Raw genomic sequence first — 22,327 nt, 5'->3', positions numbered from 1 at the left:
TATTCAGTTCAGACAGAAAAATTGTGCCGCTCAAGCGGAAAGCCTAGCATGAACGCGACGCTGCGTTCCGCATTTTCCGGCTCTTCCATGTTGACGAGCAGCATTTCGTCCCGACCGTCCTGCAGGGGGCGGGCAAAAAGCATGGCGGTCTGGAAGATCTTGCGCCTTCCGCGGCCTTCGCGGTCGTCGCACACTTCCTCCCAGTAGGTCATCGGATCTTCCGGCGCAGTCGACGTATCGAACCAGGCCCGCTCGAAACGGTAGTCGCGATCTTCGCCCGGCAGTGAAAAGCTCGTCTGGCGGATTGCGGATTTCACCCGGTTCCACTCGGTGTCGCCGGTCGGGTACTGCACGTCATAGAAGTACCACAGCATGATCTCGTCGACCCGCTCGTCGTTCTTGCCGTCGCCGCCCTGAAACTGGATCAGGAAGCGGTCGTCGTCAGGATAGAAACGATGCATGTGCGAGTGTTCGCCAAGGTCGCAATGCCCCTGGGCGGTGATCATCAGCGTGGTGTCGGGACGTTCGATCAGACTGTCGGCAGGCAGCAGGCGAAGCGCGATCGGATCGAAGGAAATGCCTCTGCCGATGGTCAGACCGAGAACTTCCGGCGGCTGCCAGCCTTTGTCCTTCTTGTTAAACAGTGATCCGAACATCAGCTCCCCCCAGACCGGCCGTGATCTCGCCCGCCGCGAGACGTTTGTTGGCGAGATAATAGATCGAGCCGCCTGTCTTCAACGTCTTGGGGAAAGGTCTGAACAGGAAATCCGGATCGTCCGGCTGGGAAACCGCAATCAGCGTACCTTCGGCGCCTGAAAGGGCCTGTTCCAGTTTGTCGGTTTCGGTGCCGCCACCGCTTTGGACGATGGCCGAATAAATGGTCGCGCCGAGGCCCGCTGTGGAAAGGGCCATCAGGATCTGACCCGCGCCGGGGTCCTGCGCGGCGCGTACCAGTGCTTCGCAGGCGTTCGACACCACCGGTTCGATTCGCGCAAGGTTGCCTGCGCGCCGGGCGGTGTCACGGTCCTCGAAATAGGCCGCAATGTGAACGGTCTCGTTAAGTTCGCGAATGGCAAGGCAGGTGTTGAAGGTTTCTGCATCCGAGCCGGCGTAGACCAGCACTTTCTGCGCGCCTGGAATGGCCGCACGGCGCAGCGACTGCAGGGCGTCCATGCGTTCGGCCCGGATCAGCCGAACGCCCTCCGGCACTTCCACGTTCTTGGAGTCCGCAAGCAGAATGATCTTGTCGTCTCCGTCCTGGCCGGCAACCAGGTTCTCCACCATCAAGGGTGTCTTGTCCCGGTGATAGCCGACAATCACCGTGGCGTTCTGCACGCGCTCATAGTTTCCGTTGCCGTCAGCCATACGCCTCACTCCTTCCACAAGGACACCCGTCAACCGGCCCAGGACGGCCGAGAAAATCAGCAACGCACCCGGGAAGAACCAGAAGGCGGCCACCATCCGGCCTGCTTCCGTCGACGGAGACAGGTCGCCGTAACCGACCGTTGAGGCGGTTGTCGCGGCAAAATAGATGAAGGTCAGCGGATTGCCCGTCAGGCCTGTTTCACCAGCCAGGAAAAACAGGATCCACGAGATCACCATATAGGCGCATATCAGCGTCGCAAGCAGCCAGAGCTTGAGCTCGAGGACGTGTTGGTAGAGCCGAGAAATGATGAGTTGCAGGATTGGCACCGCTGAAATTTGCCCCCTGTTTCGGTCGCCGGCTACTCTGACCAGAGCCCGCCCTATTGTCAATTCGGCATAGCTTTCCGAATAATCGCTTGAAACGGCTAGACGGGGCTTCTACTTGTTCGAGGCCGGATCCCGGCACCGGATTTGAAATGGAGGGCTTTGGATGAGTACGCGGCAATCTCCCTGGACACTTGCGGAGCTGAAGGAAGCTCTGGAGCAATCGGATTCCTTCGCGGCAGGTGAAATCAGCTGCACGGTGAGTTCCGATCAGGCCGGCGTGCTGGAAGTCCAGCTTCACTCGGCCGGTGAAATCACCCTGTTCATGGTTGTCGGCGAAACCCAGATCCTGACGTCCACGGTTCTGTGGCCTTGCGATGCCCAGGAGGACCCGGCCTCCTTCGAGGCGATGATGCTGCGCAATCACAAGAAGCTGCTGCCGCTCTGCGCCCTGTCCATCGATATGATCGACGGACGCGAATATTACGAGCTCTTCGGCGCCATGTCCGTGCGCTCGACACTGGATTCGGTCGAGACGGAATTGCGCACTATCGCCAACAGCGCTCTGGAGCTGGCCGCCGACGTCGGTCCCAAGGCCGCTGCCTGATCCCGCCGCCAATTTGAAGAAGGACATTTGAAAATGAGTGTTTGGGGCAAATTGATTACGGCGTTCAAGGGCCACGCCCACAATGCCGCGGAGTCCGTTCAGGATGCCAACCTGATGACGATCCTGGAACAGGAAATCCGCGAAGCAAAACAGGCGATCGGTGCAGCCAAGGACGAAAAGGCGCGCATGGCGGCCAATCGCAAGCTGAAGGAAAAATCCGTCGCCGAACTGATGAGCGAAATCGAGCGGCGCACGGAAGCAGCCCGCAATGCCAAGGCACAGGGCGACGAGCCGCTGGCCATCGAGATCATCGAGAGCGTGCTGAAACTGCGCGACAAGGCGGAAGCCGACCAGGCTCTGTTCGATCAGTACAAGTCCACCGAAGAACGCATGGACAGCACCATTCGTCAGTCGATGAACAAGATCGAGACCCTGCAGCGCAAGATGGAAAGCGCAAAGGCCAACGAAGCGTTGATCAAGGCGCAGAAGGCGGCCTCCACCAACACCACGGCTTCCGACGGCCGGCTGGCCAGCGCGGTCGACAGCCTTGCACGCCTGGAACAGCGCCAGGCGGAACAGCAGGCGATGCTCGAAGCGGCTGAGGAAGACGCTCGCCTGGAAAGCGGCGCCGATCTGGAAGCCAAGATCAAGGCCCTGGAGAATCCGGCCCGCAACGACGTGCAGGCTCTTCTGGCGAAGCTCTGACGTCCCGCCTGCACCATGAAGCGGATCTCAGTTCCTGAAAGACCGGGGTGGAAGGAAGAAGCCGAGCGCCTCGGCTTCGGCTTTCACACCATGTACGGCGCACCGTACTGGGACGAGAGCCACGCCTATCAGTTTACTCTGCGCGAGATCGAGGACGACCTGGAGGATCCCTCGCAGGAGCTCTACGGCATGTGCCTCGATCTGGTTGATCGGGCTGTCCGTGACGACAGTCTCATGGACAAGATGGCGATCCCGGAAAAATACCGCTCCTGGATCCGCAATTCCTGGGAACAGCAGCAGCCCTCGCTTTATGGCCGCTTCGATTTCTTCTACGACGGCAGCGGGCCTGCGAAGCTCCTCGAATTCAATGCCGACACGCCAACGGCGCTTTACGAAACCGGCTTCTTTCAGTGGATCTGGCTGGAGCAGCAGATGGCGGCTGGCGTTCTGCCGAGCGACAGCGATCAGTTCAACTCCGTTCAGGATCGCCTGATCGAGCGGTTCGCTGCCATGTTCGCCCCCGGCTATCACATCCACTTCGCCTCATCGAAGGATCACGACGAAGACCGTGCAACCGTTCGCTATCTGGAAGACTGCGCGCGGCAGGCGGGGCTGATACCGCATTTTGTTGCTGTGGAAGAGATCGGGCTCGACAACGAGGGCCGGTTTGCCGACGCGGACAGTTTCGTGATCGACGCCCTGTTCAAGCTGTATCCCTACGAAGACATGCTGCGCGAGGATTACGGCCCCTATCTGCCCGATGCGCCGATACAGTTGCTTGAGCCGCCCTGGAAGGCTGTGCTGTCGAATAAAGCGATCCTGCCGCTCCTCTGGCAAATGTTTCCGGACCATCCGAACCTGCTGCCGTCCTATTTCGAGGGAGAGGCGGATGAGGCATTCTTGAAAGGCCCGCATGTGCGCAAGCCTTTCTTCAGCCGGGAGGGTGCCAACATCACGGTGCGTAGTCTCGGATCCGAAGAACTCAGCACACCCGGCGGTTATGGTGCGGAAGGCCACATCCTGCAGGCCTATGCGGAACCGCCGAAATTTGGCGACGACTACGTCATGATCGGTTCATGGATCATTGGCGGCCAGGCATCGGGCATCTGCCTGCGCGAGGACAAGGCACCGGTGACGCAAGACCTGTCGCGGTTTGTGCCGCATGTCATTCTGGAAAGCTGATTGCTGAAAACGCGCTAGTGGACGGGATATGGTTGGATGTGAAACCGACCCGGCGGCCGGGCGCGACCGTTTTTGTGGGTCGTTCTTGTTTTCGTGCGCCTCACGGCCGCCGGTCGGTTCACAGGCAGGCTGTGTCAGCCCGCCTTGAAGTGAAACTCGGTATCAGGCCCGACCGGCTGCAACCGATTTTGGCGGTGCCATGCCGTCATCCTGTTCCTGTCCGAAAAACGTTCCACCAAGCTGTCCGCCGGCGTTGGACTTGTCAGCGACCCGCTTGATCTTTTCTGCCTCCTGTTCGGCTTCCTTGCGAAGCTTCGGGCTGAGGTCGTTCATGGAAAGGTCCATCTGGTCCTCCTGTGTTAGTTATGGGTCCATGGAATAAACGGAGCGCACACAGGATGGTTCCTTCTCCAGCCTGGAGAGGGGAGCGGCGGAACGGATTTCTGGACGGACAGAAACTCTGTAAATCGCGAAAAAGCGGGCTGTCTGGACGGTTCATGTTCCAGGCAATTTTTTTGCGTAAAATTTAAGTCGCGGGATGGAGAGACGCAGCCCTCAAGAAGCTGCGTCTCTCGGCAAAAGGCCGTTTACAACGGGTGGAACGTTCCGTTCCAGTAAACCAGCGCGCCCGATGACTGGCTTTGCCGGATTGCACGCACTTTGCCGATGACAATCGAATGGGTCGCCCGGTCGATCATCTCCTCGACTTCGCAATCGAAAGCGGCCGGAGCATCTTCCAGCAGAAGAGCCCCGGTTTCCGCCGTGCGCCATGTGGCTCCGGCATAACGTTCTGCTCCCTTGACGCCGCCGAACCCCGAAAAGTTTTCGGCAACCTTGCGGTGCTCGGGCCCAAGCGAAGACCAGCCGAATTTCGGATACTTCTTCAGCAAGGGCCAACTGGAGGAAGCCTTGTTGACGCAGGCAAGCATCAGCGGCGGATCGGCGCTGAGAGACATTGCCGATGTGACGAGGAGGCCTGAAATGTCCTCTCCCTCACCGACCGTGATGACGGAACAATTGCCCACCAACGCCCGCATGGCGTTGGTGAATTCTCTGGACGGTATCGGGTCCATCACCGGATACCGGCTTCCGCAAGCAGGGGCAGAACATTGTCACGGAAATACGGGAACTCCTCGACATAGTCGACAAAGGAGAGCGTCGTTCCGGCAAAGCCTGTTTCGTGCAGTTTTAGGATGCCGTCGGCCACCTGCCGCGGAGTTCCAACCAGCGGGAACCCGCCGTGGCCCATGGCGAACAGGTTCTTGATCTGGGCCAGCAGGTCGTGCGGAAACGACTGCGCATGCGCGAACTGCAGATTGACCAGATTGTCCACCGCTTCCCAGTCAGCCAGATCGCCCATCAGTCGGTCTCGGAGGGCGGTCGCCTCTTCCTCAGTTTCCCGGCAGATGACGTGGCTGAAGGTCAGAACACCCACATCGCGCCCCTTCTCCGCCGCCTGCGCCTTCAGTTCCTTGATTTCATCGACGGACCGGTTGAGATCGATGGCCGGCGTGAACAGGTAGTCGGCATTGTCGGTGGCAAAGGTCCGTCCGGTTGCTGATCCTGCCGCGTTCAGGATCGGTGGCCGGCCATTGACGGGCTTGGGGTCGCCGGCAACGTGCTTCAGGTTGAAGTATTTGCCCTCCCAGTCGAAATACTCCTTCGAGGTCCAGAGCTTCTCGACCACATCGAACCATTCCTGGGCGTAGCCGTAACGGGTTTCGTGATCGTCGGGCAGGGTCAGGCCCAGGGCTTCGTATTCCGGCTTGTTCCAGCCCGCGACAATGTTCAGACCCGCGCGGCCATTGCCCACCTGATCCATCGTGGCAATCTGCTTGGCGACGACCACCGGATTGTTTGCAGCTGTATGCACCGTGGCGAACACAGTGATGTTTTTCGTCGAGGCGAGCAGCGCGGTTGCCCAGGTGACCGTTTCCAGCACGCTGCCGTGAAAGTCCGTCTCGCCGCCGTAACCGATCCAGCGGGCGATCGGCAGCATGAAGTCGATGCCGGCATCGTCCAGCATCTGGCCGAGTTTCAGGTTGTTTTCCCAGCTATTGACCCATCTGGACGGCGATTTGGTGACCGTCATCCCGGACGAGCAATTGGACGAAAACGTCCCGAGTTTGAAGCCGTTCTTGTCTTTCATCATGTTGGTAGGCATGGATCCCCTCCATTTAGGATAGATTTTCAATTGTATTTTTTATTTAAAACTATGTGCAAAAACGCCCTTACGTCAAACTGAATCGCAGCTATATTCGATCTGAAAAAACGAAGAGGGACCGATGACCGGCAAGTCGGACGATCAGAAACTCAACTATCACTGGCACCTTTCGGAGAACGATGCGGAGGTCGTCTGCACCGAGCTGGAATTCGCGTTGATGCGCTGTTTCGAGGCGTTCGGGCGATGGCAGACAGAATGCCTGGCGTCTGTCAGCGACGTTGGGGCGACCGGACCGGAAAACGCACTGCTGCATATCGTGCGCATGAACGACCGGGCAAAAAGCATCAAGGAACTGGCCCGGCTTACCAACCGCGACGACATTCCGAACATCCAGTATTCGATGCGAAAACTCGTGGCGGCGGGGCTGATTGAAAAGCAGGGCTCGGGCCGCACGGGTGTGACCTATCAGGCGACACCGGAAGGCAAGAAGATCACCGATGATTACGGCGCTGTGCGCAAACGGCTGCTGATTGAGCAGATCTCAAGTCTGCCCGAATTTGACAAGCGCCTGAAAGAGGCAGGGCAAAGCCTCAATATCCTGGCGGGCATCTACGAAGAGATATCCCGCATCGCCGCGACCTACCGCCGGTAACGGTGGTTCCATATCACTGACGTGTATGGCCAGGCTCGTCGCATTGTTCCAGCGAGGAGCCGTCTCGCTGCGGCTCTGCTGCGGTTGGTGAGGTAAGTTTGCGCACTGTTGCGTTACGGCTCTGGCAAGCGGGAGGAACTGTGATATGAGCGGGCCAGACGGCCTGGTCGAGACGGGCCACACCTTCAGCGCGGGTTAATTTTCAAAAATGTTGTCAGGGGTTTGTATCGGCGCCAACGATCTTTCGGCTGCCGGCCTGTTTTACGACGAAGTGCTTGCGACAATTGGCATGAAGCGGGTTTTTTCCGAACCCCGCGAGCTTGGCTATGCAGGTGCCGATGGTCGTATATCGTTGTTTGTCTTGTTGCCGTTTGACGGGCGGGTAGCCACATCGGGCAATGGTACGCAGGTCATGTTCTATGCGCCGGATGCCGAGGCCGTCAGGGCGTTTCATGCTGCCGCACTGCGGTGTGGTGGACGTGATGAAGGCGCACCCGGTCCTCGTTCCTATCACCCGGATTATTTCGGCGCTTATGTGCGTGATCTCGACGGTAACAAGCTAAATGTCTCCGTCAGCCTGGAAAACGGCACCACCGCCTGAACACGCAGTGTTGATCATCGGGCAAAGGAGTTGTCTTGATCGGGCCGGCCATTTTGGGTGCAAGAGGCGCTGGCCAGTTTCAGGAGATGCCAGCCCATGCCCAGATCAAGTCAGCCGATAATCGAGTTTGTGCGCCTGCCGGACATTCCGCTGGAAGAGCTGGTCGCGCATATGTCCGACCCGCGTGTCGGCACCCACATGCCGCTTCTGACCTTCTCATGGGATCTCGAGATGGCTGCGAAATTCGTCGCGGCCAAGGAGGCTTGCTGGCTGCGCGACGGACTTGGTCATTGGGCGTTTCTGGCAGACGGCCGCTATGTCGGCTGGGGTGGTTTTCAGAAAGAAGGCGAGGAGTGGGATTTCGGGCTGGTGCTGCACCCGGCAGCCTTTGGCCTCGGCATGCCGATCACCAGAAAGGCGCTGGCCTTTGCCAGTGAAGACCCGCGCATTCCATTCGTCACCTTCCTGCTGCCGCCGTCCCGACGGAACCTCGGTGCACTGCGGCGGATGGGGGCCCGTTTCATCGGCGAGACCGATTATGACGGCACGCGTTTTCTGAAATACCGGCTGGAAACATCAGGCCCCATAGGCGCGGTCAGCCGGACAGCTTGACCGTCTCCACATTGACGTGACTTGCCTTTCCGGCGAACCAGCCGTTGATGGCAGCGCCAAGGCCAAGCGCCACGAACAGCACCGCACTCCAGGCAAAGCTTCCCGTCCAGCTTCGGATGAGGCCGACGATCAGTGGGCCGATGGCGGCAAGCGTATAGCCGACGCATTGGGCCATGCCCGAAAGCTGTGCAGCGGAATGGGAATCCTTTGTCCGCAACACGATGACTGTAAGCGCCACCGCAATCAGTCCGCCCTGGCCGATGCCCTGCAGCACCGCCCAGATCCAGACGGTGGACAGTGGCGCGAATTGCAGGCCGAGCAGGGCTATAACCGCTATGGCGCAAAGTGCGACGTTGATCAGCCGCTGGTCCTTGCCGCGAACGGCAAGATGCGGCGCTATCAGGCAGGCGGCAGCCTGCACCATCACCGACACCGACACGATTGCGCCGGCAGTGACGCCGTCCAGCCCGCGAGCGCGGAGGATCGGTACCAGCCAGCCGAAGACGCAATAGGCAAGTGCGGATTGCAGACCCATGAACAGGGTCACGTGCCAGGCCAGCCTGTCACCCCACATGCCCTTCACCACATAAGTCGGGCCCTTGGGGCGCTTGCGCGTCGCCATGACCTGCGGAAACCACAGGACGGCCACCACAAGAGCCGGCACGGCCCAGATCGCAAGCGCGCCCTCGATAGAACCACCCAGGGCCGCTTCAAACGGAATGGTCAATCCCGCACCGGCGGCAGCGCCCGCGCAAAGTGCCATGGTGTACCACCCGGTCACCAGTGCGGCCTTGTCGGGGAAATCGCGCTTGACGAGCCCGGGCAGAAGTACGTTGCCAACCGCGATACAGGCACCTGCCAACGCCGTTCCAAGAAACAGCAACGGCACGGAGGACGTTCCTCGTGCTGCCGTTCCAATGGCCAGCAAAACCACCACTGCAAGCAATGTGCGTTCCGTGCCGATGCGGCGGGCAAGGCGTGGAGCCAGCGGCGAGAACAGGCCGAGACATACAACGGGCAGTGTCGTCAGAAGGCTTGCGCCCGTTGGCGACAGGCCAAAATTTTCGCGGATTTCCAGGAGCAGAGCCGACGCGCTGGAAAAGACCGGACGCAGGTTGAAGGCGATCAGTACCAGGCTTGCGCCCAGCAGAAACCGCACCAGTCCGCTCTGCTTCGCCGGCTGGGATTGCTCAGCGGAAACGTCAATGTCTTCGGCATCGATCAGTTCGATCGAGCCGGGATCGATTTCAGATGCCTGTGTCATGAGCCGAGCAGTCGCTCCAGGTCTCTCAGGACAGGGGCCATGAACCGGCGGACAGCGGCCTCGGCCAGTTCCGGGTCGCCTGTCTCGATGGCATCGACAATGGCCGCGTGGGCCGCCATGTCGGGTTCCTGCAGGTCTTTTCCAAGCGTGGCCTCGATGGTCTCGCCGATCAGACTGGAAAAGAATTCGTACATGTTGACCAGAACGGAGTTTTGCGAGGCCGCGACAACAGCCCGGTGAAAGGCAAGGTCGCGCTCCACGAAACCGGTCTTGTCGTGACCATCATAGTTTCCGCGCTCCGTGAGCAAGCGGCGCAGCTCCGCAATCACCTCTGGTGTCTGACGGTGGGCGGCCAGCCTGGCGGCCTCCGCATCCAGCGCCAGTCTGGCCTCGAACTGGTCGCGCAGGGTTGCGCGACGCGCCATGGTCAATGGCCCGATGGCATCGACGACCGACAGCACATAGGTGCCCGAGCCCTGCCGGGTTTCCAGGTAGCCTTGCGAAACAAGCACGCGCACGGCTTCGCGCACGGTGCCGCGGCTGATGGAAAGCTGCGCCGAGAGCTGAGCCTCATTGGGCAGCTTTTCCCCCACGGACCAGCGATTGCCCACGATTTCCGCCCGTATCGCCTCGGCTGCGCTGTCTACCAGGCTCGTTTTTGCCAGAGATTGCATTTGAAGTCACCAAATCATCAGATGACTTGATCATAAGGGTGATAATGCGGCTTGTCCATCGACGAAATCGCGTGAGGGAAAGACGCCTTTTCAGGTGTTGTCCCTGTCGAACAGCTCATGTGTCGGGTCTCGGGGCTGTCGGGGCATCAGTCGCCTCGCACAGGGCGCATCGCCTTGATCGCATCTTGCTGGCCGAGCTCCCTCAAAAGGTGTGATGCTGCGCATTGCAACAATGACAAATAATGTGACGTGGAAGACAGACGCATTCGCCGGGGACGTGGCTATTTGGCTGCACCGGCAAGCCTACGAAAGACGCCGATTACGCATACAGCTTCAGGGGCCATTGAGGGGGCCTAACCACGGGAGAGTGAATGTGGCCGAGTCTTTTTTTCTGCCTTACGAATATGTTGATTATCTCACCAAACCGGGCCTGCCGACCAGCGCCGGCCCGGTCAAGCTTTCACAATATTTGTGCAAGACCCGCTCCAATGGCGGCAACGACAGTGCGACAAGTTTTTTCAAGCAATTTCGCTGGATCAAGGACGCCGACGGCATCTCGCTGAACCAGCATCTCGGCACCAATGCAATCGATCTGGCACTCAAGGGTCAGGGAAACGACAAGACTTTCGTCAAGATCTGGAACTTCATGCTGAAGAACAAACATCTTCTGGACCAATATACGGTCGAGGTCTGCGGCCGGGCCGACAAGGACGGCAGCAAGAATGTCGAGCAGAAAGGAAAGATCAAGAAGCTTTATTTTGACAAGATGTCAGACCAGGCCGCTCTGCAGCAAATGGTGCAGGACCGGTTTTTCGGAATGGATTGCATCGGGTTCGTCGCCAATTTCCTGATCTATACCGGGGAGTGGGACAAATATTACGGAAACGTTCCCAAGAACTATCCGGAGAAAGTTGCCAAGATCAATATTGACGACATCAACGAGGTGAAACCGCTCGACTTCATGGTCTGGAACGGCCACGTGGCGTTGGTCGACTGGGTCTGGGATGTAATGGACGACAAGCGTGCCCGTATCGACATGTGCCAGAGCTCCAGCGGCGGCCCGCAGTGCAACGAATATGTGACGTTGCGCAGAACCGGAGGCAAGGGTCTCAAGGGTGGGTGCGAATTCACGATAGACGGCGGCACCCCGTACCCGCCTGTGCGTGGCCATTTCACCATCTGGCGGCGGGAAGGGTTCTGGTATTGAGCACCAAGGTCCATTGGCGCGACAGGTTCATGCTGTCACCTGCCGCGCCGTTCAGGATTGCCCGTCAGACCAGGGATGGGTTGAGCTGTGCGAAAGCCTCCTGCCTCTGATAGGGAAAATGCGGATAGGGAGCAGTTCGCGCGCTCGAAGCATCAAGACGGGCAATCTGCTCGTCCGTCAGCACCCAACCCGTTGCTCCCAGATTGTCGCGAAGTTGCGCTTCGTTGCGCGCCCCGATGATGACCGACGCGACAGTGGGGCGTTGAAGCAGCCAGTTGATCGCCACTTGCGGGACTGTCTTGCCGGTTTCTTCGGCAATCGCATCCAGGACGTCGACGACCGAATAGAGCAGATCGTTCTCCACGGGAGGTCCGAAACTTGCGGTCTCATGCAGTCGGCTGCCCTCGGGGATCGGGTTGTTCCTGCGGACCTTGCCGGTCAGCCGACCCCAGCCAAGCGGGCTCCACACCATGGCGCCCAGGCCCTGGTCTGCGCCGAGAGGCATCAGGTCCCACTCGTAGTCCCGTCCGACGAGAGAATAATAGACCTGGTTTGCGACATAGCGCGGCCAGCCGTGTTTCTCCGCAACGGCCAGCGATTTCATGATCTGCCATCCGGAGAAGTTGGAAACGCCGATATAGCGGATTTTCCCGTCGCGGACGAGCTGGTCGAGCGTGGACAGCACCTCTTTCACCGGGGTGAACGCGTCGAATGCGTGCAGTTGCAGAAGATCGATATAGTCCGTTCCAAGGCGCTTGAGTGCAGCCTCGACACCCCTGATCAGCCTGAAGCGTGAAGAACCTGCATCATTGGGGCCATCCCCCAGCGGGAGGCTCATTTTCGTGGAGAGCAGCACCGCGTCGCGGCGGCCCTTGATTGCTTCACCGAGCACTTCTTCCGAAGCGCCTTCGGAGTAGTTGTCCGCGGTATCGAACAGGTTGACGCCGGCCTCGAGGCAGATGTCGACAAGGCGGCGCGCTTCTGCGACGTCCGTTGTGCCCCAATGACTGAAGAGTGGGCCGGAGCCGCCGAATGTGCCGGCACCGAAGCTGAGAGCGGGAACCTTGAGCCCGGAGTTTCCAAGATAGCGATAGTCCATGTCGGTGATGCCCTTTCTAGCTGGCAGTCTGGTGAGTGGAGATCGGGGAGGGCGCGCTCCGCCGCTCGATCGCGAAGGAGGCAAGCGCGACCATGATTGCGAGGAGGGGGAAGCCCGCGGCGACCAGAGGCAGGTTTTCAAGTCCGGGCCCGCGGGAGATGGCCATGCCTCCGGCCCAGGCTCCAAGTGCGTTGCCGAGATTGAAGGCGGCAATGTTCAGGCTGGAGGCAAGGCTTTCTCCGGCGCCAACGGCCTTCGACAGAACCCAGGACTGAAGCGGAGGAACCGTTGCGAAACCCGCCACGCCGAGCAGTCCCGTCAGCACCACGGCCGCGGTCTGGTTTTCAAAGGCGGCAGACATGACCGCCAGCACGAGTGCCAGGGCTGCCATGCTGCCGATGAGCGCGGTCTTCAGTCTGATGTCGGCAAGTTTCCCGCCCAGGAGATTTCCGGCGACCAGTCCCCCGCCGAAGATCAGCAGGATCGGGGATACTGCCGTGTCGGCAAATCCACTGACCTGCGTCAGCAACGGGGCGATGTAGGTGAACAGGGTGAAGACGCCTGCAAACCCCAGGACCGTGGTCAGGAAGCCGAGAAGGACGGAGGCGCGCGACACGGCCTTCAGATCGGCCCGCCAGCCGGATTGTGCGGCGCGCGAACGATCCGTCGGCACGAGCAGAATGAGCACGGCCAGTGCGGCCAGGCCGATCAGCGTCACGGCCCAGAAGGTCATGCGCCAGCTGAATTGCTGGCCAAGCCAGGTTCCGGCAGGCACGCCGAGGATGTTGGCAAGCGTCAGCCCTGTGAACATGATGGCAATTGCGGACGCCTGCTTTTCCTTGCCGACCATGGAGGCGGCGAAGACCGAGCCGACACCGAAGTAGGTTCCATGAGCGAGGGCCGTGAGGATACGGGCTGCCATCAGCAGGTCGTAGCTGGGCGCAAGCGCGCAGGCGGCGTTCCCGATGATGAAGATCACCATCAGGCCGATCAGCACGCGCTTCCTGTTCCAGGTCGCGGTGAAGACGGTCAGGATGGGCGCACCGACCACGACCCCGAGGGCGTAGCCGGAGATGAGCATTCCTGCTGCGGCGACCGAGACACCAAGATCGCGGCTGACCTCTAGCAGAAGGCCCATGATGACGAATTCTGTGACGCCGATGCCGAAGGCTCCGGCCGCCAGTGCATAAAGAGCAAGGGGCATTTTGGATCCGGTCCATGAAATTTCGATGGACGGAACCTAGGCAGTGCTCATATCATGAACTATACGCCCGAAATGAATATAATAAGTGAATTGAAGTCATATGTCGCGCGCCAGCATAAACCGCAGCGGTGAGATGGAGGTCTTTGTTCAGGTTGTTGAACTAGGCGGGTTTTCCCACGCAGCCAGGCACCTGGGGATGACCCAGTCTGCAGTCAGCAAACTGATTTCCCGGCTCGAGACACGGCTTGGTGCACGGCTTTTCAACCGGTCCACCCGACGCCTGGACCTGACGGCCGAAGGATGTGTCTTTTACGAGCGTGCGCGAGAAATTCTCTCAAGCATCGATGAAGCGGAACGGCAGGCAGGGTTGGGCGAGCAGCCGGTCGGCCGCATTCGGCTGAACACCAGCGCCTCCTATGCGACCCACATTCTTGAGCCCGTCCTGCCTGTGTTCCTCGAGCAGTACCCCGACATCTCTCTCGAAATCGTTCTGACCGACGCCTTGATCGACCTTCTCGCGGAGCGGACGGATGTTGTGGTGCGGGCAGGGCCGCTCAAGGACTCCAGCCTGGTAGCACGCAAGCTCGGCGAAACGCCGATGCTGATCGTCGCCTCGCCTGACTATCTTCAGCGTGTCGGAGAACCTGCCTGCGTCGCGGATCTGGAGGGGCACAGAAAAATCGGGTTCAACTATCCGCGGGAAGTCGATACCTGGCGCTTTCTGCGCGACGACGAACCGATAGCAGTCTGCCCGCCCGGGCGCGTTCAGGCGAGCGACGGCGAGGCCATCCGCCGGTTGGCGATCAACGGCCTTGGGCTGGCGCGTCTGGCCGCCTTTACGGTACGTGCTGACATCGCCGCGGGACGTCTGAAGCCGGTTCTTGAAAAGTGTTATGCAGACGACAGCGAAGCCTTCCACGCGGTCTACACCGGCCAGGGCGGCCCTTTGCCGGCACGTGTCCGCGTGCTGCTGAACTTTCTCGCTGAACATGGCGCCGTGTCCTGACGCGCGGCTTTCGAACCGCCTTACTTGAAACACCCCAGATGAACGCCTTCGAAATCGCTTGAGCAGGCCACCAGGCTCATGAGGGATTTCTGGGCGTTGGTGAGGCCTGCTGCCGGAACGGGCGCTTCAACGCGAATGGTGGCGACCCGGTTGCCGGAGCGAAGGGCGAGCCAGTAGTAGGAGGTGCCGGTCTCAGTGTCCTCGCCGGACCGTACCAGAGTGTCCGGCTTGTCCTGGCTATAGAGAATGCTGGTTCCTTCCGCCTGCTCGGCCAGCTCTTCAAAGAGCTTCGCCGGGCCGGTCTGTTCGACAATCGTCAGCCCTTCGCCAAGGTAGCTGCGCGACCATTGTGTGGCGGCCATGGTTTCCACGGGCCAGGGGCGGCTGTGGCTCGGCAGGTGCGGGTTGGCGACCCGGCCTTTGGCGGCTTCTATTTCTTCCCAAACCGCGCGTGGCAGGTCGTTCAGCTTTTCGTCCGGAGCCATCAGCACATGGTTGAGCGGCCCCAGCTTGATGAAAGCGTCCGTTGCCCGTCCTCCCCGATAACCAAGCGACGACCAGCCGCCGTCTTTCGAATTGTGAAACGACAACAGCGGCTCGAAGATTTCGCCGTCACTGACCAGCCGGTAGAGTGACATGGTATCGATGGTGCCGGACTGCTTGTCACGCGGAACGCCGCAGCCAGCAACGTTGAGCGGCCGGTCGGCAAGGTCGTAGAGTCTGATCCTGTCACCCTCCGGTGTGCGGCCATCGTTGGTATTTTCCAGCAGCGACGCATCGAGCAGGCCCAGGGGTTGCTCGTAGTGCAGCGCGGCCAGGCGGCTGCACACGTTCAGGATCTGGTTCTCGAACGGGATGTTCAAAAGGGCCGGGTCGAAGCTGGGCAGTTGCGCCCTGATCGCAAAGAGCGCGGCGGGCGTATCGATTTCATAAAATCCTTCCGGCCCCATGCTGATGATCCGGTCCAGCACATGCTGACTGACCGAGTAGCGTGTCAGGTTCTTGACGATGTCGGCAATCGCAAGCCGGGTCAGCTCGAGCAGCTGACCCAATTGACCGCTGCGGACGGCGGCAACCGCAGTCTCTTCGGTAAAATAGGGCGAGTGGAAACCGACCCTTGCACCCGGTTCGATGGTGCGGTCGATGAAGGTGCCGATGCCGCCGGTCGGCCAGAAGGACGAGCCGCCCAGAAACGCCATGGCACAGGCCGAAACACAGCTGTCTCCGGCTTCGACCACTGTTGCGATGGTGTTGTTTCTGAAGAAGTCCGCCAGCTTTACTCCGGCTGAATAGGAACCGCCGGGGCTCGACAGCGAGACGACGGCACGCGGCCCGCCAAAATCGTTGTTGCAGGCCTCACCCGAACAGCGCGCCAGTTGCGCGAAGGCCTCCTCCACGCGCTCGCCGTCCTCCGCCCGTATTTCCCCTCCCAGCCGCAGATGCACCACCGGCGCAGCATTGCTGTAGCGGAAGGAGACAAGCGTCAACTCAGCGGATGAGGCGCTCTGGGCGCACAGCAGCAGTGTGGCAAGAAAGAAAAAGGGCCGGGTAGGAAAACGGAAGGGCATGGCAAATCAGGCTTTCGAAAAGGGCGTAGCAGCTGCACTGTTTCTCAGGATGAAATTCCTCAGGCGAGACAACAGGCGAGCTGCTCTTTCATTTGCAACAGAATTCCGCAAAAACATAGCATGGGAACGGCCGTTCACACACAGCTTGAGACGCGGCGCTCCGGCGCAAAATTTACATTAGAAATTGCGGAAAAAGGCAGACAAGCGACGTGCGGCGCTGCCATTTCGAACTGAGTACTTACGCTACGTGAAATGATGAACCTCGACGTATCCTCTCTTCGCCAGAGGCCCTTCCGGTGTGGTCGTCAACGAACTTTTACGTGTTGATTTGCGAAAGACTTCGGGACTACTTTCTTCAACGAGAAGTTTTTTCGATGGTTGTATTTGATACTTTTTGTTGGGGGGGTAAAATGGCCGGTAACCTGAATTCAGTTGACGACCCAAACAGCGTGTCTTTGTTTGATTTGTCGTGCAAAGGCCTCGGAGCTGCTATCTCCGAAGTTCCCTTTGCGGAGTATGCCGTTGATGTCATTTGCGGTCGCGTACTAGCGCGTGAAGACTATTTAAAAATCTATCCGCTCTTGATGGAAAACGTGGATTTAAAAACTCCAAGCACCAGAACGGTTCTGTATCTTTGCGAACAGATTATCCGCACGGCGGAATTCGGTGCGTGCAGGCAGAATTTTCGGCGCCGTTACATCGATGGAAAGAACAGCGGCCCTCTGACGAACCCGCAAACAGCGTTGATCAAGAAATTGCCACAGGATCCGAAAAACATAACCTTCGGCTACTGGGCATCCCAGTTCTAGGGTTCATGAGCTGATAAATTGAAGCCTGGCCCGCTGCGCGAGGGAGTTTCAGCTTTCCCCGCGTGAACGCCTCGCCCAGATCTTCAGGTCAAAAATCACCTTCACCGTCGCGGCTACGGCCAGCGCGCAAAGTGCTGCTTTGGAGTATGTCTCCATAATGCCCTCGATCAACAGCGCATGAACCACGCTGCCGGCGACGATCACCATGGCCAGCAGGGTGTGCAGCCGGCGCCAGAGGCGGGGAGAAAGAGCAAGGCTTCGCCGGAACGCGGCAAGAAAGGCTGCGGCGAATACGGCCCACATGGCAAGCACACCCCAGACGGAAAAGGGTGTCGGTGATCTGAAGAGAAGGGCGTCGATGACATCCGGTGGACTGGTGATCCAGAGCCCGCCGACATGCAGGATGATTGCCAGCACCAGCAACGAACCGGTCCAGCGGTGCAGGCGCCTGCCCTTCAGGCCTTCAGCGCCAGGGAGATAACCTCCAGCCAGCAAGGGCTGCAACAAGAGCAGCGCCATCGCTGTGATGCCGGCAAAGCCTGCCGCGATATAGATCGGCTGGCGCCATTGCAGCAGCGGGCTTGCCGCCGCTGCGAGCAGGGGCACAGCAAGGATCGTTGCCAGGATGGCCCATATCAGAAGAGCACGAAGGCGGTTCATGCCGTCGGGCAAGTCCGGGTCAAGCAGGCTGCAGCACGAAATGTGCTTCCAGGCTGGTATCGGCCGAGCTTCTCATCACCGGTCGCAGAAAGACGGTTTCAAATTCCCCGCTGTCATAGGCCAGATGCCCGTGGGGCTGGCCGAAGGCCGGAACGATCTGCGGCATTTCCAGGCGGAAGACGCCATTGGCATCGGTGAGCGTCGCGCCATGGCTGCGCTGGTCGCGTTCGTTCCCCTCGGTCGTATGTGCCCAGATTTGGATGCGCTGGCCTGCCAGAGGGGCACCGTCACCTGCGCGCCGCACGGTTCCGCTCATCCAGAAGCCGCCCCCGCCGATCCTGTCGACAATGGGCGCACCGGGCCGATAGTTGTTGGACCCGCCCCGCATCGACGCTGTCGGCGCCACGCCTTTGGCCTGTGCGGGAACACTCAACCCGGATGCACCCGACACCAGCAGGGCGGTTCCGGTGACAAGCAGGTTTCGGCGGGTAATGAGACCGGATGTCATGAGTAATCTCCTGTCGGGCGTTTGGGCCCGGCTCCTTGTGGGCACCGGGCGCGTCCGATGTTCAAGTATAGGGTGTTTCCGGGCATTTCCGAGGCATCGGGACGTTTCATTCGGCCGATCGTGCTCACACCTGCGTGAGCAAACGGCATCGCTTTCGGGCGGTTGGACTGTTGCAATTTTTCAATCGCTTGAAATTTTCTCGGGATTTCGCGTCTGCATGGGATTTTTCCGGATTTTCTTCGCCGGCAATGTGACGTAACGTTCGGCACAGATGCAAGAAGCCGAGAGTTGCCTTGGTGTTGGCTCTTGGATGCAGGCCTGAGGGCCTTCGCAAGGCGCGGTAAAGCTGCCGCATTGTAAACTGATCCAGGACGCGGCCTTGGCGTTACGGTCAGCAGTCTTACCCGACCCTTGAACGACCAAAGAGTGAGACATTGAAGACCGGCTTCATTTTCCTCATCGCTGCAATTGTGACTTTTTGTTCATTGGTTCCTTCACTGGCAGGCAACGCTGCAGGTTTTGCCCCGCTCAAGCTGGAAGGACATCTCGTGAAATGGGGAAAGGCGGAGCTCGGCACGCCGGCTCACGTCACCTATGCCTTCGTGCAGCAGCCCATCGTGCAGGAGAAAGCACGAAATTGCGGGGCGATGGACAGCCTTGCGCGCCTTGCGCGCTTGAGTTCCCTGGGCCTTGAGGACGTGCGGCGCCAGGCGTCGCTCGCTTTCCAGCTTTGGCAAAATGTCAGCGGGCTCACCTTCGAAGAGATCGCGGACGTGAACGCAGCAGATATTCTGCTGGGCGTGCAGTCCATTCCAAGGGGATTTGCGTTCACCAACGTCAGGTTTCAGTCCGACTTTGCAGATCGTCCGAAGTCGAATGTGACCGACGTTTCGGACCGGGGTCTCGGAAAACCCGGCCGGCAACCGGAAGCACGGTCAGGTGCCACGGCGGCGGCCAAGCTTGCCCGCATCACCCGGTCTGCCGTTTGTCTCAATCCGGTTCACAAATGGAAAATCGGCTTCGACGGTGATTTGAAGACCTACGATTTGCAGTACACCTTTGCCCATGAAATCGGTCATGCGATTGGCCTTGATCACTACCTTCGCAAGAGCTCGATCATGCACTTCAAGTACCGGGAAACCTTCGAGGGTCTGCAGCCGAGCGATATCGAGGGAGTGCGGTGGCTATATGGTGCCCGTATAGATTGAATCGATCATCAAATTGACACGTTTTGCGGGTATGCCCCGTCAAGCGTCAATGGGTAACCTGCTGATATTTAATAGCTAATTTTATCAGGCCTTTGCCCGAAAAGGCCAATTTTGCTTCCTATCTGTTTGTCTACGCATCGGTGAGGGCGAACGGGTTGTCTGCTCTGCCGGCGCGGCAACAAGGGAGTGAATCATGAAACGCAACATCGTTCCGGCCACAATCGCCGCCCTGGCGCTGTCGCTCAGTCCCGCGCTGGCGCAGGAGACCTCTCAGCCCCGCGAAGCAGACCCGATGATCCAGGAAACAATGCCCGAGGGCGATGCGCCTGAGATCGCGTTCGAAGGCGTGACCCCGTTCCTTGCCCAGCAGGAATCCGGTCATTGGCTTTCCAGCAACCTGATCGGGCAGGAGGTCACCAATCCAGCTGGCGACACGATTGGCGAGGTGGCCGCACTTGAGATCGATGGCGAAGGCAAGGTCGTTGGTGTCGTGATCGAGGCAGGAGGGTTTCTGGGCCTCGGCACCAAGCTGATCGGCGTTCCCTATGATGCGGTCGAGCACAGCAAGGTGGAGCCGGGTGACCAGACGCTGGTGATCAAGGCCTCTCTGGACGAGGTTGATGCAGCTCCTGCGTTTCTGACGTCACTGCAGATACGCCAGGCGGAAGAAGCTGCAAAGGCACGGCAGGAGGCCGAGCAGTTGAATGCCCCCGCAGTGGGCGAACCTCAGACGGCGCAGTAACCATGGCTGCCTGCGTTCTCATCTGGAACGTGCAAGGACGGATCGGACCGGGTCACACAATGTGGTCCGGTCTTTTTTGAAAGAGCCAGCTTTCGGCTCCGACCCCTCAAGCGCCACGGCGGATCCTTTCGTTGGATTTCGCCCGGCAGCCCCAGCCGGAAGATTGCCCGCCCATGGCTTCGCACGTAGGATGCCGCCATGGGGCGCATTCTGGAAACCGAGCTATATCCGCCGGTCAAAGCTTTTCTTGTTGAGCAGGGATACGAGGTGAAGGCCGAAGTCGGTTCGGCCGATATCGTCGCGTGCCGTGAGGGTGCGGATCCGGTGATTGTCGAACTCAAGACCGGGTTCACCTTGAGCCTGTTTCATCAGGCGGTCGTGCGCCAGTCGGTGACCGACGCGGTCTATGTTGCCGTTGTCCGGGGCAAGGGGCGGCAGTTTCTGCAGTCCCTGAAGAAGAACCTGCAGCTTGCCCGAAGGCTGGGCCTTGGCGTGATCACCGTCAGGCTGCCGGATGGCGTTGTCGAGGTGCACCTGGACCCGGCGCCTTTCACCCCGCGCAAGTCCAGGGCGCGCAAGGATCGGCTCCTGCGGGAGTTTGCCCGCCGGGTCGGTGACCCGAACACCGGCGGTTCGACGCGCACCAAGCTCGTGACAGCCTACCGGCAGGACGCGATCCGCTGCGCGGAACATCTTTCCACCAACGGCCCCAGCCGCGGTGCGGATGTCGCCAGGGCAACCGGCGTTGCCACGGCAACCCGCATGATGGCCGACGATCACTACGGGTGGTTCGAGCGGGTGGAAAGAGGCATCTATGCCCTGACGCCCAAGGGACTGGCGTCTCTGGGCACGCCGGACGAAACCGCCGGATAGCAGTTCTAAAGCCCGTCGATCGGCATGTTGAGCGCATAATATTCGAGGATGTTGCCATCCGGATCGGTGAACTTGAACAGGCTGATCGGCCCTTCGCTGATCAGGCCGGGGGCCTTCAGCGCATCGGGGGCGACTGTCTCGACGTGCTGCAGGGCCGCCTGAATGTCGTCGACCTTTAGATAGGGCACGGTGTTGCCGCCGAGCTTGGCGTCCGGCGCGAAGGTCTGTTTTGAAATGACGGCGAAGAGGCCCCCCGCCACATCAAAACCGATGAAGACGTCCGTATCCACCGTGGGGGCGGCGCTGAAGAGGTCCTGGTAGAACTCACGTGAACGGCGCAGGTCGCTGGATAGTACATAGACGCCAAGTCTTTGAACGGCTGCTGCTTGTGAATTTGTCATGTCTGTCTCCTGCGCATGAAGCGCTGTTCCGCTTGTCAGAAAAAGGATCGCAAGGATCCACAAAAGGTGTTTTGTCGGGTTTCGGGTCATGGTCTTCCGGACGCTTTTCAACTCTGGTGTCCGGGTCCTATAAAGGCCCCCTGCTGACACCGTGTTGGCAGCATCGTGCCGGGGAGACGGGCCATGCGGCGCGCGGACAGACTGTTTGAAATCATCCAGATCCTGCGCCGGGTGCGCCAGCCGGTGTCGGCGCAGGCGATCGCGGACGAGCTGGAGGTTTCCAAGCGCTCGGTCTATCGCGACATCGCCACCTTGACGGCGCAGCGCGTGCCGATCCGGGGCGAAGCCGGTGTCGGCTATGTTCTGGAAGAGGGCTTCGACATGCCGCCCCTGATGCTGACAGCCGAGGAAATCGATGCCGCCGTTCTGGGCGCCTTGTGGGTTTCCACCCGCGCCGAGCCGGAACTTGCCAGGGCTGCGGAAAACCTGATCGCCAAGATAGAGGCCATCACGCCCGGGCCCTTGCGCCGCCACATCGCGGCAGCCGCGATGAGCGTGCGGCCTGTCAGCCCGGCTGCAGAAGACAAGGTCGATGCGGCCATGCTGCGGCAGGCCATTCTGGAAGGCAGGAAGGTGTCGCTGGGGTACCGCGACGGCGATGGCAAGGAGAGTAAGCGCGTGGTCTGGCCCGTGTTGCTGGGCTACCGGGACGAAGGCCGCATCCTTGCGGCCTGGTGCGAGCTGCGCCAGGGCTTCCGCTATTTCCGCACCGACCGCATGACCTTTGCCGAGGCGCTGGATCAACGCTATCCGGAAAGCCGCGGCTCTTTAAAGGACCGCTGGCGGAAGGCCATGGATGCCGAGCGGGAAAGCTATTTCCCGCGCGGCTGAT

General features: G+C 59.9%; 26 protein-coding genes. 13 read left to right on the top strand and 13 right to left on the bottom strand.

Annotated features, from left to right (window positions below; translation table 11 throughout):
• Positions 1-8: 8 nt before the first annotated feature.
• Together ACP90_RS25165 and ACP90_RS25160 are read right to left on the bottom strand one after the other, a co-directional pair.
• Complete coding sequence (locus ACP90_RS25165; protein WP_062490729.1) at positions 9-656, bottom strand: DUF2491 family protein; 648 nt, start codon at positions 654-656, stop codon at positions 9-11.
• Entirely contained in the window at positions 637-1,692 is a 1,056-nt protein-coding gene (locus ACP90_RS25160; RefSeq protein WP_022998924.1) for an ion channel, read from the bottom strand. Before ACP90_RS25160 ends, ACP90_RS25165 begins: the two co-directional genes overlap by 20 nt.
• 163 nt (positions 1,693-1,855) lie before the next feature.
• Here ACP90_RS25160 and ACP90_RS25155 point away from each other — a divergent pair, with 163 nt between their 5' ends.
• From ACP90_RS25155 to ACP90_RS25145, 3 genes are read left to right on the top strand one after another with little or no spacing between them, the layout of a single operon-like run.
• On the top strand, positions 1,856-2,296 hold the full coding sequence (locus tag ACP90_RS25155) for a DUF2170 family protein (RefSeq protein ID WP_022998923.1): 441 nt from the start codon (positions 1,856-1,858) through the stop codon (positions 2,294-2,296).
• A 33-nt stretch (positions 2,297-2,329) separates the two neighbouring features.
• Entirely contained in the window at positions 2,330-3,001 is a 672-nt protein-coding gene (locus ACP90_RS25150; protein ID WP_055657285.1) for a PspA/IM30 family protein, read from the top strand.
• Between the two features lie 15 nt (positions 3,002-3,016).
• Complete coding sequence (locus ACP90_RS25145) at positions 3,017-4,183, top strand: glutathionylspermidine synthase family protein (protein ID WP_062490725.1); 1,167 nt, start codon at positions 3,017-3,019, stop codon at positions 4,181-4,183.
• Between the two features lie 162 nt (positions 4,184-4,345).
• On the opposite strand, the gene ACP90_RS25140 is transcribed toward ACP90_RS25145, so the two are convergent.
• From ACP90_RS25140 to ACP90_RS25130, 3 genes are all read right to left on the bottom strand, one after another.
• Positions 4,346-4,528, bottom strand: a complete 183-nt coding sequence (locus tag ACP90_RS25140) for a hypothetical protein (protein ID WP_062490723.1) — start codon at positions 4,526-4,528, stop codon at positions 4,346-4,348.
• A gap of 242 nt (positions 4,529-4,770) precedes the next feature.
• A complete protein-coding gene (locus tag ACP90_RS25135) occupies positions 4,771-5,256 on the bottom strand; it encodes a flavin reductase family protein (RefSeq protein ID WP_062490721.1) in 486 nt (161 codons plus the stop codon).
• Positions 5,256-6,347, bottom strand: a complete 1,092-nt coding sequence (locus tag ACP90_RS25130) for an LLM class flavin-dependent oxidoreductase (RefSeq protein ID WP_022998918.1) — start codon at positions 6,345-6,347, stop codon at positions 5,256-5,258. The genes ACP90_RS25135 and ACP90_RS25130 overlap by 1 nt, the downstream gene beginning before the upstream one ends.
• 121 nt (positions 6,348-6,468) lie before the next feature.
• Between ACP90_RS25130 and ACP90_RS25125 the strand changes: the two genes are divergently transcribed.
• The 3 genes from ACP90_RS25125 to ACP90_RS25115 all read left to right on the top strand — a co-directional run bounded on the left by ACP90_RS25125 (position 6,469) and on the right by ACP90_RS25115 (position 8,212).
• Entirely contained in the window at positions 6,469-6,999 is a 531-nt protein-coding gene (locus tag ACP90_RS25125; protein ID WP_022998917.1) for a winged helix DNA-binding protein, read from the top strand.
• Between the two features lie 208 nt (positions 7,000-7,207).
• Positions 7,208-7,600 (top strand): VOC family protein, encoded by a 393-nt coding sequence (locus tag ACP90_RS25120; RefSeq protein ID WP_062490719.1) that lies wholly within the window; start codon positions 7,208-7,210, stop codon positions 7,598-7,600.
• Between the two features lie 96 nt (positions 7,601-7,696).
• Complete coding sequence (locus ACP90_RS25115) at positions 7,697-8,212, top strand: GNAT family N-acetyltransferase (RefSeq protein WP_062490717.1); 516 nt, start codon at positions 7,697-7,699, stop codon at positions 8,210-8,212.
• Here ACP90_RS25115 and ACP90_RS25110 read toward each other — a convergent pair.
• Positions 8,196-9,476: an MFS transporter gene (locus ACP90_RS25110; protein WP_062490715.1), complete on the bottom strand. Its 1,281-nt coding sequence runs from the start codon at positions 9,474-9,476 to the stop codon at positions 8,196-8,198. The two genes, ACP90_RS25115 and ACP90_RS25110, sit on opposite strands and share 17 nt — an antisense overlap.
• A complete protein-coding gene (locus ACP90_RS25105; RefSeq protein WP_062490713.1) occupies positions 9,473-10,150 on the bottom strand; it encodes a FadR/GntR family transcriptional regulator in 678 nt (225 codons plus the stop codon). The genes ACP90_RS25110 and ACP90_RS25105 overlap by 4 nt, the downstream gene beginning before the upstream one ends.
• Before the next feature lie 373 nt (positions 10,151-10,523).
• Here ACP90_RS25105 and ACP90_RS25100 point away from each other — a divergent pair, with 373 nt between their 5' ends.
• Positions 10,524-11,357 (top strand): hypothetical protein, encoded by an 834-nt coding sequence (locus ACP90_RS25100; protein ID WP_145915842.1) that lies wholly within the window; start codon positions 10,524-10,526, stop codon positions 11,355-11,357.
• Positions 11,358-11,421: 64 nt separating this feature from the next.
• Here ACP90_RS25100 and ACP90_RS25095 read toward each other — a convergent pair whose 3' ends face one another.
• Together ACP90_RS25095 and ACP90_RS25090 are read right to left on the bottom strand one after the other, a co-directional pair.
• Positions 11,422-12,456, bottom strand: coding sequence for an aldo/keto reductase (locus ACP90_RS25095; protein ID WP_062490710.1), 1,035 nt, complete (start codon positions 12,454-12,456; stop codon positions 11,422-11,424).
• Between the two features lie 16 nt (positions 12,457-12,472).
• Positions 12,473-13,660 (bottom strand): MFS transporter, encoded by a 1,188-nt coding sequence (locus ACP90_RS25090; protein ID WP_062490708.1) that lies wholly within the window; start codon positions 13,658-13,660, stop codon positions 12,473-12,475.
• 100 nt (positions 13,661-13,760) lie between these two features.
• On the opposite strand from ACP90_RS25090, the gene ACP90_RS25085 reads away from it, so the two are divergent.
• Positions 13,761-14,666, top strand: a complete 906-nt coding sequence (locus ACP90_RS25085) for a LysR family transcriptional regulator (RefSeq protein ID WP_062490706.1) — start codon at positions 13,761-13,763, stop codon at positions 14,664-14,666.
• Between the two features lie 20 nt (positions 14,667-14,686).
• Here ACP90_RS25085 and ACP90_RS25080 read toward each other — a convergent pair whose 3' ends face one another.
• Positions 14,687-16,234: a hypothetical protein gene (locus tag ACP90_RS25080; RefSeq protein WP_062490704.1), complete on the bottom strand. Its 1,548-nt coding sequence runs from the start codon at positions 16,232-16,234 to the stop codon at positions 14,687-14,689.
• 410 nt (positions 16,235-16,644) lie between these two features.
• Here ACP90_RS25080 and ACP90_RS25075 point away from each other — a divergent pair, with 410 nt between their 5' ends.
• Positions 16,645-17,043: a hypothetical protein gene (locus ACP90_RS25075; RefSeq protein WP_145915841.1), complete on the top strand. Its 399-nt coding sequence runs from the start codon at positions 16,645-16,647 to the stop codon at positions 17,041-17,043.
• A 48-nt stretch (positions 17,044-17,091) separates the two neighbouring features.
• On the opposite strand, the gene ACP90_RS25070 is transcribed toward ACP90_RS25075, so the two are convergent.
• Both ACP90_RS25070 and ACP90_RS25065 read right to left on the bottom strand, forming a co-directional pair.
• A complete protein-coding gene (locus ACP90_RS25070; RefSeq protein WP_062491983.1) occupies positions 17,092-17,703 on the bottom strand; it encodes a ferric reductase-like transmembrane domain-containing protein in 612 nt (203 codons plus the stop codon).
• Positions 17,704-17,722: 19 nt separating this feature from the next.
• Positions 17,723-18,211, bottom strand: coding sequence for a hypothetical protein (locus tag ACP90_RS25065; RefSeq protein ID WP_055657313.1), 489 nt, complete (start codon positions 18,209-18,211; stop codon positions 17,723-17,725).
• 548 nt (positions 18,212-18,759) lie between these two features.
• Here ACP90_RS25065 and ACP90_RS25060 point away from each other — a divergent pair.
• The 3 genes from ACP90_RS25060 to ACP90_RS25050 all read left to right on the top strand — a co-directional run bounded on the left by ACP90_RS25060 (position 18,760) and on the right by ACP90_RS25050 (position 21,034).
• Positions 18,760-19,419 (top strand): matrixin family metalloprotease, encoded by a 660-nt coding sequence (locus ACP90_RS25060; protein WP_145915840.1) that lies wholly within the window; start codon positions 18,760-18,762, stop codon positions 19,417-19,419.
• A 193-nt stretch (positions 19,420-19,612) separates the two neighbouring features.
• Positions 19,613-20,161: a PRC-barrel domain-containing protein gene (locus tag ACP90_RS25055; RefSeq protein WP_062490698.1), complete on the top strand. Its 549-nt coding sequence runs from the start codon at positions 19,613-19,615 to the stop codon at positions 20,159-20,161.
• A 198-nt stretch (positions 20,162-20,359) separates the two neighbouring features.
• Positions 20,360-21,034 (top strand): DUF2161 family putative PD-(D/E)XK-type phosphodiesterase, encoded by a 675-nt coding sequence (locus ACP90_RS25050; RefSeq protein ID WP_062490697.1) that lies wholly within the window; start codon positions 20,360-20,362, stop codon positions 21,032-21,034.
• 5 nt (positions 21,035-21,039) lie between these two features.
• Here ACP90_RS25050 and ACP90_RS25045 read toward each other — a convergent pair whose 3' ends face one another.
• Complete coding sequence (locus ACP90_RS25045; RefSeq protein WP_145915839.1) at positions 21,040-21,435, bottom strand: VOC family protein; 396 nt, start codon at positions 21,433-21,435, stop codon at positions 21,040-21,042.
• 183 nt (positions 21,436-21,618) lie between these two features.
• Between ACP90_RS25045 and ACP90_RS25040 the strand changes: the two genes are divergently transcribed.
• On the top strand, positions 21,619-22,326 hold the full coding sequence (locus ACP90_RS25040; RefSeq protein WP_062490693.1) for a YafY family protein: 708 nt from the start codon (positions 21,619-21,621) through the stop codon (positions 22,324-22,326).
• Position 22,327: the final 1 nt, after the last annotated feature.

The sequence above is a fragment of the Labrenzia sp. CP4 genome, from assembly GCF_001579905.1.
GTDB classification, from domain to species: Bacteria; Pseudomonadota; Alphaproteobacteria; order Rhizobiales; family Stappiaceae; genus Roseibium; species Roseibium algicola.
Note: the sequence above shows the minus strand (reverse complement) of the source record. Positions and strands in the feature narration are given on the sequence as shown.

What these genes read in the sequence shown, in the direction of transcription:
- ACP90_RS25095 (WP_062490710.1), bottom strand. Translation starts at nt 12,456, where the DNA reads ATGGACTATCGCTATCTTGGAAACTCCGGGCTCAAGGTTCCCGCTCTC.
- ACP90_RS25105 (WP_062490713.1), bottom strand. Translation starts at nt 10,150, where the DNA reads ATGCAATCTCTGGCAAAAACGAGCCTGGTAGACAGCGCAGCCGAGGCG.
- ACP90_RS25070 (WP_062491983.1), bottom strand. Translation starts at nt 17,703, where the DNA reads ATGAACCGCCTTCGTGCTCTTCTGATATGGGCCATCCTGGCAACGATC.
- ACP90_RS25055 (WP_062490698.1), top strand. Translation starts at nt 19,613, where the DNA reads ATGAAACGCAACATCGTTCCGGCCACAATCGCCGCCCTGGCGCTGTCG.
- ACP90_RS25045 (WP_145915839.1), bottom strand. Translation starts at nt 21,435, where the DNA reads ATGACAAATTCACAAGCAGCAGCCGTTCAAAGACTTGGCGTCTATGTA.
- ACP90_RS25165 (WP_062490729.1), bottom strand. Translation starts at nt 656, where the DNA reads ATGTTCGGATCACTGTTTAACAAGAAGGACAAAGGCTGGCAGCCGCCG.
- ACP90_RS25130 (WP_022998918.1), bottom strand. Translation starts at nt 6,347, where the DNA reads ATGCCTACCAACATGATGAAAGACAAGAACGGCTTCAAACTCGGGACG.
- ACP90_RS25115 (WP_062490717.1), top strand. Translation starts at nt 7,697, where the DNA reads ATGCCCAGATCAAGTCAGCCGATAATCGAGTTTGTGCGCCTGCCGGAC.
- ACP90_RS25120 (WP_062490719.1), top strand. Translation starts at nt 7,208, where the DNA reads ATGTTGTCAGGGGTTTGTATCGGCGCCAACGATCTTTCGGCTGCCGGC.
- ACP90_RS25050 (WP_062490697.1), top strand. Translation starts at nt 20,360, where the DNA reads ATGGGGCGCATTCTGGAAACCGAGCTATATCCGCCGGTCAAAGCTTTT.
- ACP90_RS25150 (WP_055657285.1), top strand. Translation starts at nt 2,330, where the DNA reads ATGAGTGTTTGGGGCAAATTGATTACGGCGTTCAAGGGCCACGCCCAC.
- ACP90_RS25040 (WP_062490693.1), top strand. Translation starts at nt 21,619, where the DNA reads ATGCGGCGCGCGGACAGACTGTTTGAAATCATCCAGATCCTGCGCCGG.
- ACP90_RS25080 (WP_062490704.1), bottom strand. Translation starts at nt 16,234, where the DNA reads ATGCCCTTCCGTTTTCCTACCCGGCCCTTTTTCTTTCTTGCCACACTG.
- ACP90_RS25085 (WP_062490706.1), top strand. Translation starts at nt 13,761, where the DNA reads ATGTCGCGCGCCAGCATAAACCGCAGCGGTGAGATGGAGGTCTTTGTT.
- ACP90_RS25065 (WP_055657313.1), bottom strand. Translation starts at nt 18,211, where the DNA reads ATGACATCCGGTCTCATTACCCGCCGAAACCTGCTTGTCACCGGAACC.
- ACP90_RS25155 (WP_022998923.1), top strand. Translation starts at nt 1,856, where the DNA reads ATGAGTACGCGGCAATCTCCCTGGACACTTGCGGAGCTGAAGGAAGCT.
- ACP90_RS25140 (WP_062490723.1), bottom strand. Translation starts at nt 4,528, where the DNA reads ATGGACCTTTCCATGAACGACCTCAGCCCGAAGCTTCGCAAGGAAGCC.
- ACP90_RS25135 (WP_062490721.1), bottom strand. Translation starts at nt 5,256, where the DNA reads ATGGACCCGATACCGTCCAGAGAATTCACCAACGCCATGCGGGCGTTG.
- ACP90_RS25125 (WP_022998917.1), top strand. Translation starts at nt 6,469, where the DNA reads ATGACCGGCAAGTCGGACGATCAGAAACTCAACTATCACTGGCACCTT.
- ACP90_RS25090 (WP_062490708.1), bottom strand. Translation starts at nt 13,660, where the DNA reads ATGCCCCTTGCTCTTTATGCACTGGCGGCCGGAGCCTTCGGCATCGGC.
- ACP90_RS25145 (WP_062490725.1), top strand. Translation starts at nt 3,017, where the DNA reads ATGAAGCGGATCTCAGTTCCTGAAAGACCGGGGTGGAAGGAAGAAGCC.
- ACP90_RS25075 (WP_145915841.1), top strand. Translation starts at nt 16,645, where the DNA reads ATGGCCGGTAACCTGAATTCAGTTGACGACCCAAACAGCGTGTCTTTG.
- ACP90_RS25110 (WP_062490715.1), bottom strand. Translation starts at nt 9,476, where the DNA reads ATGACACAGGCATCTGAAATCGATCCCGGCTCGATCGAACTGATCGAT.